This window comes from Shewanella litorisediminis, assembly GCF_016834455.1.
In the GTDB taxonomy this organism is placed as follows: domain Bacteria; phylum Pseudomonadota; class Gammaproteobacteria; order Enterobacterales; family Shewanellaceae; genus Shewanella; species Shewanella litorisediminis.
On the sequence record NZ_CP069213.1, the window covers coordinates 3,389,828 to 3,408,055 of the forward strand.

Consider the following 18,228-nt stretch of genomic DNA (forward strand, 5'->3'; position numbering starts at 1 on the left):
TACCCAGTGCCACCTTAATGCCGTGCTAGTGCACGTTCTGCTGGATAAGCTGGGCGATTTCCTGCTTCAACCAATCGAGATAGGCGCCCCCACGGCCACTGCGGCTCAGCATATAGAGCCTGGGATAGGGCTGATCCTGATAAACGCGTGCAGTATCCATACCCGACAGGCAGCACACGTGCAGACCGGGGAGCAGCTCACTGTGCTCGTACACCTTACTGTAAGGCAGCAGACTCACTGTCTTATCGTCAGACAGATAGCGATACAACTGATTGAACTCCAGCCCTTCCCGCCCCAACTCCACCGGTGCCGGATGGCAGTTTAGCCGCTGCTGGGCACAGTAACGCTGGAACGGATCGGGGGCCTTTTTATCCAACTGTCCAAAGGCGCTCAGATAGGGATAATTGGCGATGTTGGCAAGGCTTATCTCCTGGTGCAGCATCGGATGCTTGAGGGAGCAGAGCAGATATAGATGGGTCAACTCCTTGAGGGGCGTGACGTTCAGTCTGTCGTCTTGCAGCGCCTTGTCCGAGCATTCGCTGACAACAGCAAGATCAACAAGCCCCTGCGCCAGATCTTCCACCAGATCCACAGAGCCGGTCCGCAGCTCATAACTCATGGGCAGTTGCGCCTCATTGATGGCGCCGCTCAGGCGTTGGGGCAGCTCGGCAATCAAGAGGTCACTCACGTAGAGCACCATCACCTGGCTCGTGGCCAGATCGTGGCAACTCTCCAGCTGATGCAGCTGCTCACCGCACTGCACCAGGGCTTTGACCAGGGGGTAGAGTTGACGGGTAAATTCATTGGGTTCGAGGCCGTGCTTCTTACGAATAAACAAAGGATCGTTAAAAATCATCCTCGCATGTTGTAAACAGCGACTGACCTTGGGAGCGGGTATATTCATCTCCATCGCCACCGACGAAGCAGAATGCTTTTCATACAAATTAACTAATATATTGGCACTCAGCATATCTAAACTATCCAGAGTCATATTTTTCATTTCAAAATACCTCTCCGTCATTGAATATACCCACTCGCAGTATAGTAAATATATTTAAGCTGACAATGACTTTATTCGATATTAATAAAAAAATAAAATAGACCCAGATCATATTTCTAAATTTCAATCATTTACAAAAATCCAGCAAGAGATTAATTTTCATACCAAACCGCTTCAATCCCCGCCGTATTTCAGATATTCAACAATTAAAAAACACATATCTAATTATTGATTATCTACAAAATGAAATAGCTAAATATAAGTATCTGACCCAAGGCTAATTTTTAATAGTCCGATTTCAATATTTATTGAAAATAAAGCTCATGGCGTAATAATTACATCGAGAGTTAAGAATGAAAATAACCTTGGAGGTTTACTATGAACACAGGGCAGGATCCCACTTTGAGTTGAACTTTTACACAGCCTTATGATCAGATCAGCATTAGTCATAACCAGCTGACAGACATGAATCTTTTGGAACACCTTGAAACACTGCCCGATCCTCGTAAGGAAATCAATCTTAAACACAACTTGGTTGACGTAGTCTTCCTGACACTCTCTGCCGTACTCAGCGGTGCAACCGGCTGGAAGTCGATCCAGGAGTTCGGTGAAGAACAACTCGACTGGTTACGGCAGTACCGCCAGTTTGAGTATGGTATCCCCAGACGACACTGTATCGCCAACATTATCAAAGCCTTGGATAGTGAGCTTCTGCTGCAAACGGTGTTCAGCTGGATCAACGAGAAACGGCAGAGCGAAGGTAAGTCGGTCATCGCTCTTGACGGTAAAACGATGCGCGGTGCGTGGAGTGACGACGTTAAAAATGCACTTCATGTCGTCAGTGCGTTCGATGTCAGCAACGGTGTCACGCTTTATCAGGACAGTTCGAATACCAAAGGCAAAGAAGCCGAGATTGCCCGAAACGTGATTGATGCCTTGGCACTGGATAACGCAATTGTCACGCTCGACGCGTTGCACTGCCAGGTCGCCACCATGAGCACAATTACACAGCGCAAAGGCGATTTCGTGATCCAGGTGAAGTCCAATCAAAAAGCGCTGCTTGAGGAAGTGCAGGCGTCATTCCGTAACCTTTATGACTCAAAGGAACTGGAAACGTATGAACAGTCCAACACCGGTCATGGCCGCAAGGAGTGCAGGACCGTGATGCAAACTGAAGCCGAGTTGTCACCAGACCTGAAAAAGAAATGGCCCCATATAAAGTCACTGATAGAGGTCGCCAGCGAGCGGACTGTTAATGGTAGCACATCATGTTCGTCACGTTGGTACGTCAGCTCCCTGCCAGTGGACGCTGAGGAAGCAGCTCGCACAATCCGCGACCACTGGGCCGTTGAGAACCAACTGCACTGGGTGCTGGACGTTGTTTTTCGCGAGGATGCTTTGAAAGTGTCAGATCCAGAGGGTGCTAAACATTTGGCCCTATTCAACCGTGCGGCACTAAGTGCAATAAAACAGCACAATGGCAAGAAAGACAGCCTTGCAGGTAAGCGCCGGCGTGCAGCTTGGAGCCCTGTATTTCGTTCAGAGCTGCTCTTTGGCTAAATTATGCACAAAGTGGAATCCCGCCCTGACTATGAACACCACCACTATCGTTATTTTAAGTTATGCATTTATGTACTTTGTTTTGTTCGTCATTTGTCCTCTGGTCATCGTGACCTTCGTAATGACGTGCATCAAGTTCTTCAGATCAAGCGAGACTCAGCTGGTCGATGCCGCCGTCTGTATCAAGCCTCACTTGCTCGACAAGGATTCAATGCACTTTCTGAAAAGCTTAAAGGCCATCGCCGCCAACCGCTACGATGTCCTTTACGGAGCCTCACTGGTGAATGTAGTCGACCTTGATGACTCCGTCAGGAACCACGAAGAGGTGCAGGACTTTATGGAGCACTGCCACCTGGATTACGTGGTCGTCGACAACGAATCTTCTGCGGTCAAACTCGTGGTGAGCGACCCTGCAACCAGCTCTCCCGAGCAGATGAAGTTTGTTGAAAAATGTTTGGATTACATAGGTGTACAGCTGATTAAGCTGGACAAAGACAAGCATTGCGACGAAGCCTTGCTGCGCAACGCACTCGCCGCCTGATGGGTGTCTGTCACCGTAACGCCCCATGAGCGTCAAACCGACCACTTGACGCTCCTCATTCCCACAACGTCATGCTCACTGAGGTGTAAGGATGCATTATGTGTCAAATTACCCCTTGTACTGCGCTGCTGGCCAGCGTCCTGACTCTGGGCTTGGTGGGCCTGGCGCCCAGTGCCTTAGCCGTCGACGAGCAGGACAGCCGCAGCTGTATCAAGTGTCATAAACGCAATGGCCAACTCGATGGCATACATGCAAGCCCCGGCCTGGCCATTCTCTGCCAGGACTGTCACGGCCCCAAAGGCAGCCATCCCAAGCAGGGATCGACCATCATGGCTTTTGGGCTCGATAGCCCATTCTCCGCTCCGGAACGCAGCGCCGTCTGCCTGACCTGCCACGACCATCAGGCCCTGGGGGAGGTTGAATGGACCCACAATGTGCACGCCAACCGCCTTGGCTGTGACCAGTGCCATCGACTCCATCCCGAGGCAGACCCCATGTTGTCGCTGGATACGCAACAACATAGCCAGCTGTGCGTAAGCTGCCACAAAGTCGAACAATAGGAGGCCTGTCATGCAAGTTTCCAAACGCCAATTTCTTAAAGGGGTTGGGGCGCTACTGACCGGTGTCTCTGTGTATGGGGCCACCCGCACACTCCAGGCCGATTCCCTGCTTCAGCCCGAACCGGAAAGCGAGACCAAATACGCCATGGTGCATGATGAAAATGCCTGTATCGGCTGTAATGCCTGCGTTCAGGCCTGCCGTGAAGTCAATCATATTCCCGAGGGCGTCACCCGGGTGAAGATAGAACGCAAGGGGCCCTTTGGTGAGTATCCAAACCAGAGCTATCGCTTCAGCCGTGTATCCTGTCAGCACTGCGAAGCCGCGCCCTGTGTACGGGTCTGCCCCACAGGCGCCGCCTATATCGATAAAGAAACCGGCATAGTCGCGGTTAACAGCGACCGCTGCGTGGGTTGCCAGTATTGCATCGCCGCCTGTCCCTATCAGGTCAGGTATATCCACCCCGAGACCCGCACCGCCGATAAGTGCGATTTCTGTCAGAAGAGTCGCCTGGCCCAGGGATTACTGCCTACCTGTGTCGAGGCCTGCCCCACCAAGGCACTGACCTTCGGCAATCTCAAGGATCCCGAGTCGGATCTGGTCAAGCTGCTTAAAGCCAAGCCCAGTTACCGCGCCAAGGTGGATTTGGGCACCCGGCCCAAGCTGTTCCACATTCAAACCATAGATGGGGAGATAATGCTATGAGTGCTTTTCATTTCGAAGGCCTGGTATGGCATTGGCCTATCGCCATATACCTCTTCCTCGCAGGATTGTCTGCCGGGGCGGTATTTTTCGCCATCATGCTGAAACACTTCAAGTTATACCATGAGGCATGGCATTCGCCTTTCGTGCAGGCGGCGGCCATCATAGCCCCGGTCGCCGTGTTTGGTGGCCTTGGGATCCTGGTATTCGACCTCACCCGGCCACTGGATTTCTGGAAGATTCTGGTGTTCTACAACACCACCTCTGTGATGTCCATGGGGGTGCTGGTGCTGATGGCCTACCAGGTGGTGCTGTTTGCCTGGATAGCCTGCATCTTCCAGCGCCGCATCAGCCAGTTGCTGGGCAAACGCCTGCCTATCGTCCAGCGGCTGCTCAATTGGCTGGTTCTGCAGGAAGCGGCTATCACCGGTATTCTGGTGATCCTCGCCATCTCCCTTGGAGCCTATACCGGTTTCCTGCTGTCGGCACTGATTGGCTTCCCGCTGCTCAATAACCCGGTACTGCCGTTGCTGTTTTTGATCTCAGGGCTCTCCTCCGGCGCCGCCGCGACCCTGCTGGGGGGTGTGCTGCTCAGGGGCAATCCCAATGGCGTCGAAGTGCGTTTTATCCACGGCATAGAGATCCCCCTCATACTGGTGGAAATCGGCCTGCTGTTCACCTTCTTCGTGGGATTAATCCTCTCTGGGGGGCAGAGCCAGGTTGCCGCGCTCAACGCACTGGGGTTTGGCTTCTGGGGTTGGATCTTCTGGGCCGGCGTGGTCGGCATGGGCCTTACCCTGCCGCTGGCCTTTAACCTGTGGATGAAGGTCTCGGCGGACAGAAAGTTCGCCTATGTGGCGGTCACTGCCAGTTTCAGCCTGTTAGGGGTGTTCTTGCTGCGCAACTTTATCCTCTACACCGGCCAGATGACGGGGACCTGATCCTCGCTGGCCTCCATCCTGGAACACGCTTCCATTGCGTGGGGCCAGATTGAGAAAAACCGGCGCGGCCAACTGACAAAAAGGGAGCCTGAGCTCCCTTTTTATTCATCATGCTTCCGTTAACAGCTGCAAACTGGCGAATTCACGGTACTGCTGGCTGAACTCCAACAGCTCTGCATGGGTGCCTTCGGCGATGATTTTTCCCTTGTCCATCACCAGGATCCGGTCGGCATTGATAACCGTTGCCAGGCGATGGGCGATGATAAGGCTGGTGCGACCACAGATAAGGGTATCCAGCGCTTCTTTCACATAACGTTCGCTCACCGCATCCAGGGCACTGGTGGCTTCGTCGAGTAAGAGTACGGGGCGGCTGGCAAGTATGGCCCGGGCGATGGCAATGCGCTGCTTTTGGCCGCCGGAGAGCTTTACCCCGCGCTCACCCAGATAGCTGTGGTAGCCCTCGGGCATGGCCTCGATAAACTCGTGGGCACGGGCGGCCACACAGGCGGCCTTCACCTCATCGAGGCCGGCATCTACCTTGCCATAGCGGACGTTCTCCAGCACAGAGTCGGCAAAAATCACCGACTCCTGGGGCACCAGGGCAAAAGCGCGCCTGAGCGCTTGCAGGTCTACATTGGCGATATCCGTGCCGTCCAAATAAATGGCGCCGCTGTCGGGGGCATAAAAGCGCCCAAGCAGTTGAAACAGGGTGCTCTTACCGGCGCCGCTCTCCCCCACCAGAGCCACCTTTTCGCCGGGGCGAATATGCACCGAGATATTATCCAGTGCCCTTAAATCGCTGTCGGGATAATTGAAACTGAGGCCCTCGATACGAATGTCGCCGCTGAGTTTGGCTGGCAGTGCAACCGGGTGCTGGGCCAGTGGCACCTCACTCACGGCTTCGCTTAATTCTTTTAAGCGTTCGGCGGCGCCGCTGGCGCGCTGCACATCGCCTATCACTTCGCTGATGGTGGCCGTCGCCCCCGCTACCAGCAGGGCATAGAACAAAAAGGCCGAGAGTTCCCCGGCACTGATGGCCCCGCTCATGACATCCCGCGCGCCCACCCAAATCATCAGGGCGATGGCGGCTATGGTTAAAAACATCACCCCGGCAATCAAGAGTGCCCGAAACTGAATACGGCGCCCGGCGCTGCCAAGCACCTTGCCAAGCAAGGCGGCAAACCTGTGTCTGTCCACCTGCTCGTGGGTGTAAGACTGCACCGTATGGATTTCGTGCAGGCTCTCATCTATGTAGGCGCCAAGATCCGCCACCCTGTCCTGACTGTCGCGGGAAAGGGCACGCACCTTGCGACCAAAAATCAGAATGGGCACCAACACCGCGGGCACGGCCACCAGCACCAGTGCCGTGAGTTTCACGCTGGTAATGGCCATCATGGCTATGCCGCCAAGCACAGACACACAGGAGCGCAGCGCCATGGAAAAACTCGAGCCAATCACGGTTTGCAGCAAGGTGGAGTCGGCGGTAAAGCGGGATATCACTTCACCGGTGCGCAGCTTGGCATAAAAGGCCGGCGGCAGGGTCAGGAGGTTGTCGTACACCCGTGCGCGGATATCGTTGCTCACCCGCTCCCCGAGCCAGCTCATTAAGTAAAAACGGCAAAACACGGCGCTGGAGCTGATGGCGGCTATGCCCACCAGCACCCACACCAACTGATTGAGGCGCGCCGCGTTTCCGGCCACAAAGCCTTCGTCCACAATCAGCTTTACCCCCTGCCCCAGCGCAAGCCAGGCAAGAGAACCAATCAACAGACAGATGAGCGCTGCTATCACCCTGAGCTTATAGGGGCGTAAAAAACTGCCCATCCAACCCACGACATTGGGCTGCGAGGCAGCATCAGGGTGGTTGATGGTGGCCAAGGTGTCCGGCACAAAAGGCTCCAGGGAAGATAAGAGAAGGCTTGGCTGTGAATATGTGGGCTCGGCGGATAAAAAACAACCTCAGACTTTATTCAGGGTGCTATCGGCCGGGCGTAAGTTGATGCATGCGGTAGATGAAACCCGGATTCTGGTTCACCAGGGCGGGCATTAAGCTTTCAATGGCCGGGTGGACGGCGACGGTTAAAGGGGAATTTGGCTTTAGCTGCCCAAGGTGTTAGATTCGGCAAAACTGCGGGCAAGGATGTCGACGTGATTAAATATCTGTTTGCTTTACTTACGCTTTTGGCATTCAGTGCCAATGGCTATCACCCTAAAGAGGCCCATCAGCCCCTCACCACCCTCGCCGTTGATGCCATGAGCCAATGCGGTATGAGTCTGACTGAATCCACCCGTTTGCAGCTGATGCAGGGCAACCTTGCCATGGATGAGGGCGCGGGCAAACTGCCCCGGGAGTTGATGGAGTCAGCCTTTGCCAAGGCAGTGTTTCCCATGACAAAGCGGCTCCATAACTGGCACTTTTATCACCCCGACAAAACGGCTGATGGGCAGCGGCTGGCAGGAAAAACCGATATGTCCATGGCGCGCCTGTGGCAGGCCGCCCTGACAGGGCTTGAGCAGGCCCCCGCTGAGCACAAGGCCTATTACCTTGGTGCCCTTATTCACCTGATTCAGGATCTCACTGTGCCCGCCCACGCGGTTCCCGTGTATCACGGCCCCAAAATCATTGCCTGGCAGCGGGAATTTGCGCCGCTGGTGAACTACCTTGGCCTCGGTTTTCGCGGGATTTTTGTTATCCATGACCCAGTGGATGACTGGCCTGTCAGCCCACAGGGCGCTGAATACGGTATTGCAGCCATTCCCTGCCCCGAGCCTCACATCGCAGCCAGCGCCCGCTCAGCAAACTTTGACGCCTTGAGAACACAGGTTGCCAGGCAAACCCTGGCCGCACTGGATACCCCGATCCCAGGTTGCGCCGCCCCCTGGCGACTGTTTTGGAGTGAAGACATAGGGCACAGATACTTTGCCGGTTACAAGCAAGGTATCAAGCCCTTTGGCAGGGCCAAAAGCCTCAGTGGCGATGGTATCAGTATCGATGGCAGGCCATGCGAGCCGGATTATCAGGGCTTTGTGGCCGCAAGGCACAGGGCGGCGGTAGAAGCCACCATGGCGGCACTGCAGCTGAGCCGGCTGGGCGTATCCGAACCCGCATCCTCTGCGGCCGAATGAATGACTATCTCATCAAGGTTTCGAGGGCATCGGCAAGCCGACTGATGGCAGGTGTGTACCCTGGCTGAGGCTGGCGACTGAGCAGGCGCTCCTCCAGCCGGTACAGCAGTCCGCTGGCGCTGTAGCCAAGCCAGGGCAAGGGCTCAGACTCCCAGCGGCGCAGATGATCACTCACGGCGCCGCGGTACGCCCATGGCATACCAGTCAGCTCACCATCAGGCCGGGCAATCAGCTCGGCCAGGGTTTCACCAAAGAGCATGCTGGCGCCAACGCCTTCGCCGCCATAGCCGCCCACAAAGGCAAGGCCCGCCGCCTCATCAAAAAGAGCGTGGGGCCGAAACGCCCGGGAGAGTGACAAACAGCCACCCCAGCCGTGGGTGATTTGCGTGCCCTCAAGCGTGGGGAAAAAGGCCTGCAACAGTTGGCTTCTGAGGTCAAAGATATCGCCTCTGGGTGCTTCGCCCAGTGTACGGGGCGCAAAGCCAAACCGGGTTTTTACCGCACCACCAAAGCCATAACCACCACGGGCACCAAACACCAAACGATTGTCTGCACTGCGCTGCCCATAAGTGATAAGCCGTGAGGCGTCGGCAAAGGTCTCGCGGCTTTCAAGGCCGATATTGGCCCACTGCTGCTCACTCAATGGCTCGGTGGCACAAAGCACACTGAACACCGGCAAACTGGTGTTGTCATCCAGGCCCAGGAGCCGCTGGTAACCTTCGAGCGCGGCCACCACCACATCGGCCCTGACCGAGCCCTTTGGGGTACGGACAGTCTTGCTCAGCGCTTTCTGGCCGATTCCAGACTGACGCTGCGTGCTGTTTTCAGCAAGATGCACAGGGCTGTGCTCATAAATGCTCGCACCCGCCTGCTCAGCGGCGCGGGCAAGAGCGCGCGCCAGTTTCAGCGGATGCACCCGGGCGCAGTGCGGGGTGTAAAGCGCCGCTTGCGTGCCCGGCAGGTTGAGGGCGCTGCCGGCCTCTGCGGCCGACAACAGGCGATAGTCTTCGTCATCAAAACCGGCTTCGCGAAAGTGCGCAAGCTCGGCTTGTAATCGCTTGAGCTGCTGTGGATAGCGCGCCGCCTGATACAGGTTGCCGCCATGGTGAAAGTCGCAATGTATGCCAAGCTCACTGAAGGTATTGGCCGCCCGGGCAACCGTGCCCGTGATGAGCGCTTTTGCCCGGCGCCGAGGCTCGCCATCGAGCTGTGCCAGATAGCCGATATCCCCGCCAAAGCTGCCCATGAGCCAACCGCCATTGCGACCGGAAGCCCCCTCCCCGGCCATGGCAGCCTCAAGCACAACCACCTTGAGAGAAGGCTGTTTCTGTTTGAGAAACAGCGCCGTCCACAGGCCCGAGTATCCGGCGCCCAGAATGCAAACATCCGCCTCGATATCAGTTTCCAGTGTCGGACGGGGCTGCATGGGCTCCCCAAGGGTCTGGTACCACAGACTCTCGTCGAGCCCGCCCACAGACGCAATCACGCCTCATCCCCGGCCGTGGCCTGCCCGTCGGCATCGCCCACGCCCAGAAGGGTCTTTACCTGCTCAACATGGGTGTCCATCCAGGCGCTGCTGATGGGACCCCAGGTACGTATGCGGTAATAACCGGCGTTATGGCGCTCGCCATCCTGAATAAACTCCACCTCGATGCCTATGTCGGCAAAACTGGCAATGGCATCCTGCAAGGTTCGCCTCGGCATACCGGTCAGTTTGCCCAGCGACAGCAGATTATGGCGCGCATCGTCCATCAGATGGGCCAGATACAGTTTGCGCAAAAAGGCCTTGTGCTGTTTGCTGACCTGATTGCCTGAAGCATTTTCCTGGGTCATCACCATGATTCCTGTGGGGAGATTGAATCCAAATTACTTGAAATTCAGGCGCTAACCAAGAGCCAACCGCACCGGGATACGGCTTTGCAAGCAAATATTTCCATTGGCTGGATCCACGCAAGTTTTCACTGCTATATTGGCCGGGAATATAAAAATGTCACAAGGACGACGCAAATGCAGGCACAAGATGCTGAATTACAAGGGCTCTTGTTACCCCGGGATCGCTGGACTCCCTTCGAAGCCGCCGTGCTCATACCGGCCGATCCCCGCTACGCCACCCTGCTGATGGTCACCACGGCCCTGATATTTTTAGTGATATTCGTGCCTCTTTCACTGCTGCTGATAGTCGCCGGGGTGCCCGACATGATAGTGCTGGCAATCAGCAGCCTTGGCGTCTTGCTGGCCGCCCTGGGCCTGTGGCTGGGTCATCGCTGGGCCAGAGCTCTGGGCTACGGCGTTGGCGAACTGGACCTGCTCACCCAGGCCGGTGTGTGGTGGCAAAAGCGCACCGCCATGCCCTACAGCCGTATTCAGCATGTCACCCTGTCACAGGGGCCCATGGAGCGGCGCTACGGCCTCGCCTGCATCAAGTGTTTCAGCGCAGGCAGCGGCAGCGCCGAAATTGAAATTCGGGGCCTGCCCATCGACGATGCCGAAACGCTGCGGGGCCACTTGCTCGCCCGGGCCGGAGTAACAGAACTGTGAGCACCAGCGCCGAAAACTGGCAAAGCCTGTCCCCCTGGTCTGTTGTCAGCTTTACCCTGGGCACGGCCCGTCAGGTATTGACCCAGGGCTATGCCCTTATCCCCATTGTCTTTACCGGCTGGAAACAGGGGTTCGACTCGCCTCTGGTCATTTCCGTGGCCTTACTGGTGCTGCTGGGGATCCTCTCCTTTGCGTTGGTGCAATATGCCACCTACAGGTTTCGCCCCGGCAGTCACAAGCTGGAGGTGCGCCGGGGGCTGTTTTTCAAACGCAAAGATGAGTTACCGCTGGATAAAATTCAGAATGTGCGGCTCGACCAACCCTTTTACTTTAAGCCCCTCTTACTCTGTACCCTGGTGGTCGAGACCGCAGGCTCCCGCAAGGATGAGGTGCAAATTGCCGCCATGCCCATGAGCGATGCCATGGCCCTCAAGTCTCATTTACTGCAAAAATCAGTTGAAAGCGCCCCCACTGAAGCGGAGCAAACAGATTCACTGCTGCTGGAAAGAGGCAGCAAACCGCTGTTTTTATTCGGGTTTTACCACAATAACTTTGTTTGGTTTATGGTGTTTGCCGGCTCCATCATGGGGCAGCTGCCGGTGGAAAGTTGGTTCGAGTCTCTGGGCCTTAACACCTTTTTGCGCATCGAATCCCAGGGGCCGCTGTGGGGCACCTTAAGCGTGATAGCCCTGATATTGCTGGGATACGCCTGCTTTGCCCTTATCTCTGTTGTGTTTGCCTTTTTGAAATACTACCCCTACCGGTTACAGCTTGGCACCGAATCCACCCTGGAACGCACCGGCGGCATATTGGCTCACCAGCAGGACGCATTGGCAATGAAGCGCATTCAACTGGTGGAGTTCAATCAGCCCCCCATAGCGCGGCTGTTGAGGCGCTGGACCGTGTTTTTCCGTCAGGTTCAGGGCCATGAAGTCGAGCAGCACCTTAAGTTGCCGCTGCTTATCCCTTCCGTCACCCCGGACGAGTTACCCCCGCTGTTTGCCCGACTCACGGCGCTGCCCGGTAAAGACAGCCTGCCGCCCCCGGTACATGAACTGCGCCCCATACACGGTGCCTGGCTCAGACGCAGACTGGCTTTCCTCTGGATACCGGCACTGCTGACGATGCTGATTTCACGGGATCTGGTTGTCACAGAGCTGGTCCTGACCGCCGCCATTCTTGGCTCTGTGGGGCTTTGGCTCAGGTTCAGACACTGGGGCTATCGCCACGACGATACCCTGGTGTGGCAACGCACCGGGCTGCTGGGTCAAAGTATCAAAAGAGTGCCACTGTACAAGGTGCAGCACGTGAGCCTTAAGCAATCCCCCGGACAACGCCAAAAAGGCCTGGCAACACTGGAGCTGGGGCTTGCCAGCGGTAAGGTTGACCTGCCCTGGATCCCCTATGGCGAGGCCAGAGCCATTGCGCTCGCGGCACTGACACAGCTCGATAAGCACCGCGGTAACTGGATTTAACAGGAGCAAAGCAGATGCACTGGCAGCAAATCATCGATTTTTGGTTCAGCGAAATCAGCCCAAAACAATGGTGGCAAAAGGATGAAGAGTTTGACCGCCTGATAGGACAACGATTTACCCAAGTGCTTATCGCCGCCAAGCGGGGGGAGCTGTTTGGCTGGCGGCAACACCCGATGGGGCGTCTTGCCGAGATTATCGTGCTCGATCAGTTTTCCAGAAACCTCTACCGGGACACCCCGGCTGCATTTGAAGCCGATTCCATGGCCTTGGTGCTGGCACAGGAAGCGGTCTCTCTGGGGGTGGATAGCGCGCTGCCAGACCCCATGGTGCCCTTTTTGTATATGCCTTACATGCACAGCGAGTCGGCACTTATCCACGAACAGGCCATGACGCTTTTTTCCCGCGAGGCTGCCCGGGGCAACCTGGCGTTTGAAATTCGCCATAAGGCGATTATTGACCGTTTTGGCCGTTACCCCCACAGAAATGCTATTTTGGGGCGGGAATCCAGCGCAGAAGAACTGGCTTTTTTACAAGAGCCCGGCTCCTCATTCTAAAAATTATTCGACCCGCTATTGCACAGGGAGTGAATTAAACTCAATACTGACTCGACAACCCAAGACGGCCCGCCGATAGAGCGACTAAAAAGATAACGCCGTCTCCCTGAGAACTTAGTTAACAATGAAAAACAAAAGCACCTTTTTCAAAACCCTGTTCCTGGCAAGTCTGGGGGCATCGTCACAGGTTTCTGCCGAAACAGTGAATGTGGGCGTGAGCTTTGCCATACCGCCCTATGTGATACAGCAGGAAAACAGTGGTCTGGAGCTGGATATCCTCCGTCAGGCGCTGGCCCGCCGGGGGCATTATGCGGTGATTCACTATATGCCGCTGTCCCGCACCTTTCGCGAGATCAAGGAAGGCAAGCTCGACGGCATCATCAACACCAAAGAACATATGCTCGACGGTGTGTTCTACAGCGATGAGGTCATCCGCTTTCATAACTGCGTTATCAGCCTCGCCTCCCGTAATCTGGAGATTAACTCCATTCACGATCTCAAGGGCATGAGCGTGGTGGCCTTTCAACAGGCTGGTCGGATTTTGGGCGAAGAATTTGGCATGACAGTGGCCAAATCGCCCTCCTACAGTGAAATTGCGGCCCAGCGTCATCAAATCCATCTGCTGTTTAAAGGCCGAACCGATGTGATAGTCATGGAAAAAAACATCTTTGCCTACTATCGCAAAAAAGAACTGGAGGCCGGCTTTTTGGAGGCCGGGCTCGATGTCCGTGAAGCCTGCATTTTCGAACCCACGGCCTACCGCTTTGCCTTTCGCTCGGTCCGTATTCGGGACGACTTCAATGCGGGGCTGAACTCCATGCGGGAAGACGGCACACTCAAGGCCATCTTGCAAAAGTACAGCACCATGATGCATGTGGAGTCCACAGAGGAGTCCGCTGAGGAATCCCAGCCGCAATCCGGGCCGGAGCGCCCCTGACACCAGTAGCGCCAATATCCTGTTAGACTAAAATCCAGCGCATTTCCCGGGGCAGACATCTTGTGGCGTCCCGGGGGAATGGCTATCTTGTGTGCCCCTGTCCTGCATCCGTTGTCGGAGCCCGTCAGATGCAAAGCGGTTTTTATTTATTGGCAGCCCTGTCGGCCATTCTCATGGGCACCATAGGCATCATTGCCCGGTTTGGCGAGTTGGATGCAGCCATGCTTACCTTTTACCGGCTCGGGCTCGGCGCCCTTATCCTGATGCTGTTTTTGCTGTTTCGCCGTGAAACCGCCAGGCTCTGGGTAAAGCCCCATTGGGGCACAGTGGCAGGGGGCGTGCTGCTGGCTACCTTTATTCTGTGCTTTCTCAAGGCCATCGAAACCATCCCCATGTCGCTTGCCATCATGCTGGTGTATCTCGCCCCGGCCGTGGCCGCCATAGGCGCGCATTTTCTGTTTTCAGAGCGCCTGGGCGGCGCGACTTTTGGTCTGATTTTACTGGCCTTTTTCGGCTTTGCCATGCTGCAGGAATTCAAGTTGGATCTGGCTGGCGCCGAGGCTATCGGCATGACCTATGCGCTGGGCTGTTTGCTGGCCTACACCGCCTTTATCCTCGTCAATAAAAAAATCCCCCCCGCCAGCGACCCCTACGCCAAAACCTGGGTGCAGCTGGCCGTGGGCGCCTTGGTCACCCTGCCCATGGTGTGGGGCGACCCTCTGCCCAACGCCAGTGAATGGTTCTGGCTGATGATTGCGGCCATCTTCCCCGGCTTTTTAGCCATCCTCTTTGCGGTAAAAGCCATTACCGCACTGCCGGCCAGGATGTTCGGCACCCTGGCCTACCTCGAACCCCTGATGGTGGTATTGACCGGTTATCTGCTGTTTAACGAGCCCATGTCTGCCCTCAAATGGGGTGGCAGTGCCCTAATCCTGCTGTCGGGCATAGCGCAGGTGCAGCTGGCAAACGCCGCCAATGCCCGCGCCCACACTGGCAATGGCAGACACCTTAAGGTAAGTTAAGCGCCTAAAAATAAGCCCACTGCGGTATCTTGAAGGAAGTCTGACGTGAAGTTTTTAAGCCAAGCCTGGGTGGCCGTTGCCGCTATCACCCTGGTGTCCTGCGCCTCCACCGACAAAACCCATCCGCTCACGCGGGATAACACGCCGTATATCAGCGCCGAACAGGCAGCAGATCGCAGCCAACGTGTCAGTAACGTGCATTATGAGCTGGACTTCAAGCTCAGTGGCAGTGCCGAGTTCAGCGCCACCAGCAAGGTACGTTTTCAGCTCAGCGATACCCTCTCACCGCTGACACTGGACCTGAACAAGGCCCGCATTACCGAGCTGTTGATTAACGGCACCAAGGTGTACCCCAATTACAATGGCAGCTACCTGACATTAAACCCCAGGCTGCTGGTGAGCGGCGAAAACCTGGTGCAGGTGAGCTTTGTCCGCCCCCACAGCACCAATGGTGAAGGACTTCACCGCTTTGAAGACCCGGTCGATGGCCGTGTCTATCTTTACTCCCATTTTGAACCCGCGGCCGCCCAGCAAATGTTTGCGGTGTTCGACCAGCCGGATCTCAAAGCCAGCTACAAGGTGAAGGTAACCGCCCCCGCCGACTGGCACGTTGTTACCACCACGCGGGAGAGCAGCATCAATGCCGAAGGCGATATGCGCGTGTGGGACTTCCCCGAAACCCCATTGCTGAGCCCCTATAACTTCTCGCTCCATGCCGGACCCTATCAGGTGTGGCAGAGCAGCGACGCCCGCTACCCCATGCGTCTCTTCGCCCGCCAGTCCATTGCCGACAAGGTTACCCCCGAGGACTGGTTCCGTTACACCGCCCTGGGCCTTGAGTACTTTGAGCAGTATTTTGGCATCCCCTACCCCTTTAAAAAGTACGACCAGCTGCTGGTGCCGGACTTCCTCTACGGCGCCATGGAAAACGCCGCCGCCATTACCTTCTCCGAGTCATCTTTTGTCTCCAGCGGTGAGATGAGCCTGGCCCAGAAGCAGTCGCTGGCGGGGGTTATCATGCACGAGATGGCGCACCAGTGGTTTGGCGATCTGGTGACCATGAAGTGGTGGAACGGCCTGTGGCTTAACGAGAGTTTTGCCTCCCTGATGGGCACCATGGCACTGGCGAAAATACCTGAGTTTTCCCATGCCTGGCAGAGCTTTTATGCCGGTGGCAAGCAGCGGGCCTATACCCTCGACAGCCTGGTAACCACCCACCCCATCGAGGTGCCTGTGCCCACATCGGGCAATGCCTTCGACAATATCGATGCCATCACCTACCAAAAAGGGGCCGCAAGCCTGCGTCAGCTGAGCATTCTGCTGGGTGAAGAACCCTTCAGGCGCGGCGTATCGGCGTACCTCAAACAGTACAGTTACCGCAACGCCACCCTGGATGACTTTATCGGCAGTCTGGCACAGGCCGCCGGCCGGGATTTAACCCAGTGGACCCGGGATTGGCTCTACCAGCCCGGGGTAAACAGTATCGAAGCCGAGTTCAGCTGCGAGGGCGGGCAAATCAGCCACTTCGCCCTGCGCCAGAGTGCGCCGGCCGAATATCCGGTACTGAGGGAGCAAAAAGTACAGGTGGCGCTGTTCGATGCCGACCGCCACGGGCTGCACCGCGACCGGGTGGTGAACGTCATCTTCAAGGGAGAGCGCACCGAGGTGCCCGCCCTTGTCGGTCGCCATTGCCCCAAACTGGTGTACCCCAACTATCAGGACTGGGGCTATGTGAAGGTGAATCTGGATCCCCGCTCCTTCGACACCGCCCGCAGCCAGCTGTCGCGCACCGAAGACCCCCTGCTCAGGGCCATGCTGTGGCAAAGCCTGTGGGACAGCGTGACCGATGGCAAACTGCCGCTGCAGGACTTTTTGGCCACGGCGCTCATCAACGCGCCCCAGGAAAAAGACCTGCAACTGAGCACCCAGATCATCGGCAAGCTGCAGTCCAGCGCCTTTTACCTGCAAAGCGCCAACAAAGGCAGGGGCAGTTTTGCCGACAAGGGCCTGCGTGCCCTGTCGCAAATGAGCCTGCGCCGCGCCATGGAAAGCCGTGGCGACAAAGAGCTGCAGGGCCGTTGGTTTGATGCCTATATCAGCCTGGCCTACGGCGGCGAAGCCATTGATCATTTGAATGATTTGCTCGATGGTGCCAGCAGGGTGCAGGGGCTGGAGATAGATCAGGACAGACGCTGGGACATCATAGCCCGCTTAAACCGCCTCGATGCCCTGGGCGCCGAGCGCCGGGTGCGTGAAGAGCTGATAAAAGACAACAGCGACAGCGGCCAGAAATCCGCTATCCGCGCCCGGGTACAACGCCCCGATGGCAGCATCAAGCGCCAGTGGCTGAGTAAAATCGCCGCCGGCAGCGAGCCCTTCCCCAAACTGAGGGTGGCCATGGCGAACCTGTATCAGCCGGAGCAAGGCCTGCTTGCCAATGCCAGCAGCGACGAGCGCCTTGCCATGCTGCCAGAGCTGGATGCCAAGGGACCGGTGTTTGCCCGCTCGGCCGCCGCCCTCATCCCCGGAGATTGCAGCCAGCAGGGGGTGGATGTCCTGAGCCGTTACATCGACAGCAAGCCTGCCCTCTCCAGCGGTATGCACAGGGCGCTGTTGGAAGCACGGCAGATGCAGCAGCGCTGTGTGAAGGTGCTCTCGGCGCTGCCCAACTAAAGAAGCTAATTAACGCCGCTGACCGAATCGGCCAACCGCCACCATTCAGGCACAAAAAAGCCTTCGCATTGCGAAGGCTTTTTGTTTGCCGCGGTTCGTAAAACCTATGCCGCCTGAGAAACTTTCCCATTCTCTAATAACGGATGGTTGTTAATGTATTCAGAAACCTTTGATTTCATCGTTTCAAAAGAATGACCTTTCCTCGAGGGCGTTGAGCGGTCACATCCGCGCTTCTGGACTGAGGCCAGGCTACAGCGGCGAACACAAGTAATGCGAATAACCAAACTCACGGCCACACCATCAACAAGAGTGCAAGGTCAACCGCCGACACTTACTCGCCAAAGCCCGTCTGCCAGAGTGTCCTTACCGGAGATTTTTTGGGTCTCCGGTAAGGACACTATTATCCATTTGACAGAGGGAATCATATCAACGCCGTGGTTTGGGGCCGGAGTGGAGCGCCAGCGGAATGGAGGTCCCAGCCGCAGGCGACAACACCACCTTGTTATGTTTATTTGTGTAACTTTTCAACAACATCCCACACTACCTGCCTCATTTCCTCTGAAAAGTAGACTATGTCGTTGTCATAGCGACCTCGTGATCC

16 protein-coding genes are annotated in these 18,228 nt (G+C 56.3%); 12 read left to right on the forward strand and 4 right to left on the reverse strand.

Going from position 1 to position 18,228, the window contains the following annotated elements:
• Positions 1-25: 25 nt before the first annotated feature.
• Positions 26-904: a LysR family transcriptional regulator gene (locus JQC75_RS14955; RefSeq protein WP_239002021.1), complete on the reverse strand. Its 879-nt coding sequence runs from the start codon at positions 902-904 to the stop codon at positions 26-28.
• 561 nt (positions 905-1,465) lie between these two features.
• Between JQC75_RS14955 and JQC75_RS14960 the strand changes: the two genes are divergently transcribed.
• The 5 genes from JQC75_RS14960 to nrfD all read left to right on the forward strand — a co-directional run bounded on the left by JQC75_RS14960 (position 1,466) and on the right by nrfD (position 5,302).
• Positions 1,466-2,560, forward strand: a complete 1,095-nt coding sequence (locus tag JQC75_RS14960) for an ISAs1 family transposase (RefSeq protein ID WP_203324635.1) — start codon at positions 1,466-1,468, stop codon at positions 2,558-2,560.
• Positions 2,561-2,771: 211 nt separating this feature from the next.
• A complete protein-coding gene (locus JQC75_RS18940; protein WP_239002022.1) occupies positions 2,772-3,101 on the forward strand; it encodes a PDDEXK family nuclease in 330 nt (109 codons plus the stop codon).
• A gap of 98 nt (positions 3,102-3,199) precedes the next feature.
• Positions 3,200-3,661, forward strand: a complete 462-nt coding sequence (locus tag JQC75_RS14970) for a cytochrome c3 family protein (RefSeq protein WP_203324835.1) — start codon at positions 3,200-3,202, stop codon at positions 3,659-3,661.
• A gap of 10 nt (positions 3,662-3,671) precedes the next feature.
• Positions 3,672-4,364, forward strand: a complete 693-nt coding sequence (locus JQC75_RS14975) for a 4Fe-4S dicluster domain-containing protein (RefSeq protein WP_203324836.1) — start codon at positions 3,672-3,674, stop codon at positions 4,362-4,364.
• Entirely contained in the window at positions 4,361-5,302 is a 942-nt protein-coding gene (nrfD, locus tag JQC75_RS14980; protein WP_203324837.1) for a cytochrome c nitrite reductase subunit NrfD, read from the forward strand. Before JQC75_RS14975 ends, nrfD begins: the two co-directional genes overlap by 4 nt.
• A 108-nt stretch (positions 5,303-5,410) precedes the next feature.
• On the opposite strand, the gene JQC75_RS14985 is transcribed toward nrfD, so the two are convergent.
• Complete coding sequence (locus JQC75_RS14985) at positions 5,411-7,126, reverse strand: ABC transporter transmembrane domain-containing protein (protein WP_239002160.1); 1,716 nt, start codon at positions 7,124-7,126, stop codon at positions 5,411-5,413.
• A gap of 324 nt (positions 7,127-7,450) precedes the next feature.
• Between JQC75_RS14985 and JQC75_RS14990 the strand changes: the two genes are divergently transcribed.
• The gene (locus JQC75_RS14990) at positions 7,451-8,428 is read left to right on the forward strand and encodes a phospholipase C/P1 nuclease family protein (RefSeq protein WP_203324839.1); all 978 of its coding nucleotides are present in this window, start codon (positions 7,451-7,453) and stop codon (positions 8,426-8,428) included.
• A gap of 4 nt (positions 8,429-8,432) precedes the next feature.
• Here JQC75_RS14990 and JQC75_RS14995 read toward each other — a convergent pair whose 3' ends face one another.
• Entirely contained in the window at positions 8,433-9,914 is a 1,482-nt protein-coding gene (locus JQC75_RS14995) for an NAD(P)/FAD-dependent oxidoreductase (protein WP_203324840.1), read from the reverse strand.
• Positions 9,911-10,261, reverse strand: a complete 351-nt coding sequence (locus JQC75_RS15000; protein WP_203324841.1) for a winged helix-turn-helix domain-containing protein — start codon at positions 10,259-10,261, stop codon at positions 9,911-9,913. The genes JQC75_RS14995 and JQC75_RS15000 overlap by 4 nt, the downstream gene beginning before the upstream one ends.
• Before the next feature lie 174 nt (positions 10,262-10,435).
• Between JQC75_RS15000 and JQC75_RS15005 the strand changes: the two genes are divergently transcribed.
• From JQC75_RS15005 to pepN, 6 genes are all read left to right on the forward strand, one after another.
• Positions 10,436-10,966 (forward strand): PH domain-containing protein, encoded by a 531-nt coding sequence (locus JQC75_RS15005; protein WP_203324842.1) that lies wholly within the window; start codon positions 10,436-10,438, stop codon positions 10,964-10,966.
• On the forward strand, positions 10,963-12,441 hold the full coding sequence (locus JQC75_RS15010) for a PH domain-containing protein (protein WP_203324843.1): 1,479 nt from the start codon (positions 10,963-10,965) through the stop codon (positions 12,439-12,441). The genes JQC75_RS15005 and JQC75_RS15010 overlap by 4 nt, the downstream gene beginning before the upstream one ends.
• Before the next feature lie 14 nt (positions 12,442-12,455).
• Positions 12,456-12,995, forward strand: coding sequence for a DUF924 family protein (locus JQC75_RS15015; RefSeq protein WP_203324844.1), 540 nt, complete (start codon positions 12,456-12,458; stop codon positions 12,993-12,995).
• 124 nt (positions 12,996-13,119) lie between these two features.
• On the forward strand, positions 13,120-13,932 hold the full coding sequence (locus JQC75_RS15020) for a substrate-binding periplasmic protein (RefSeq protein WP_203324845.1): 813 nt from the start codon (positions 13,120-13,122) through the stop codon (positions 13,930-13,932).
• Positions 13,933-14,060: 128 nt separating this feature from the next.
• On the forward strand, positions 14,061-14,954 hold the full coding sequence (locus tag JQC75_RS15025) for a DMT family transporter (protein ID WP_203324846.1): 894 nt from the start codon (positions 14,061-14,063) through the stop codon (positions 14,952-14,954).
• A gap of 45 nt (positions 14,955-14,999) precedes the next feature.
• A complete protein-coding gene (gene pepN, locus JQC75_RS15030; RefSeq protein ID WP_203324847.1) occupies positions 15,000-17,627 on the forward strand; it encodes an aminopeptidase N in 2,628 nt (875 codons plus the stop codon).
• Positions 17,628-18,228 lie beyond the last annotated feature (601 nt).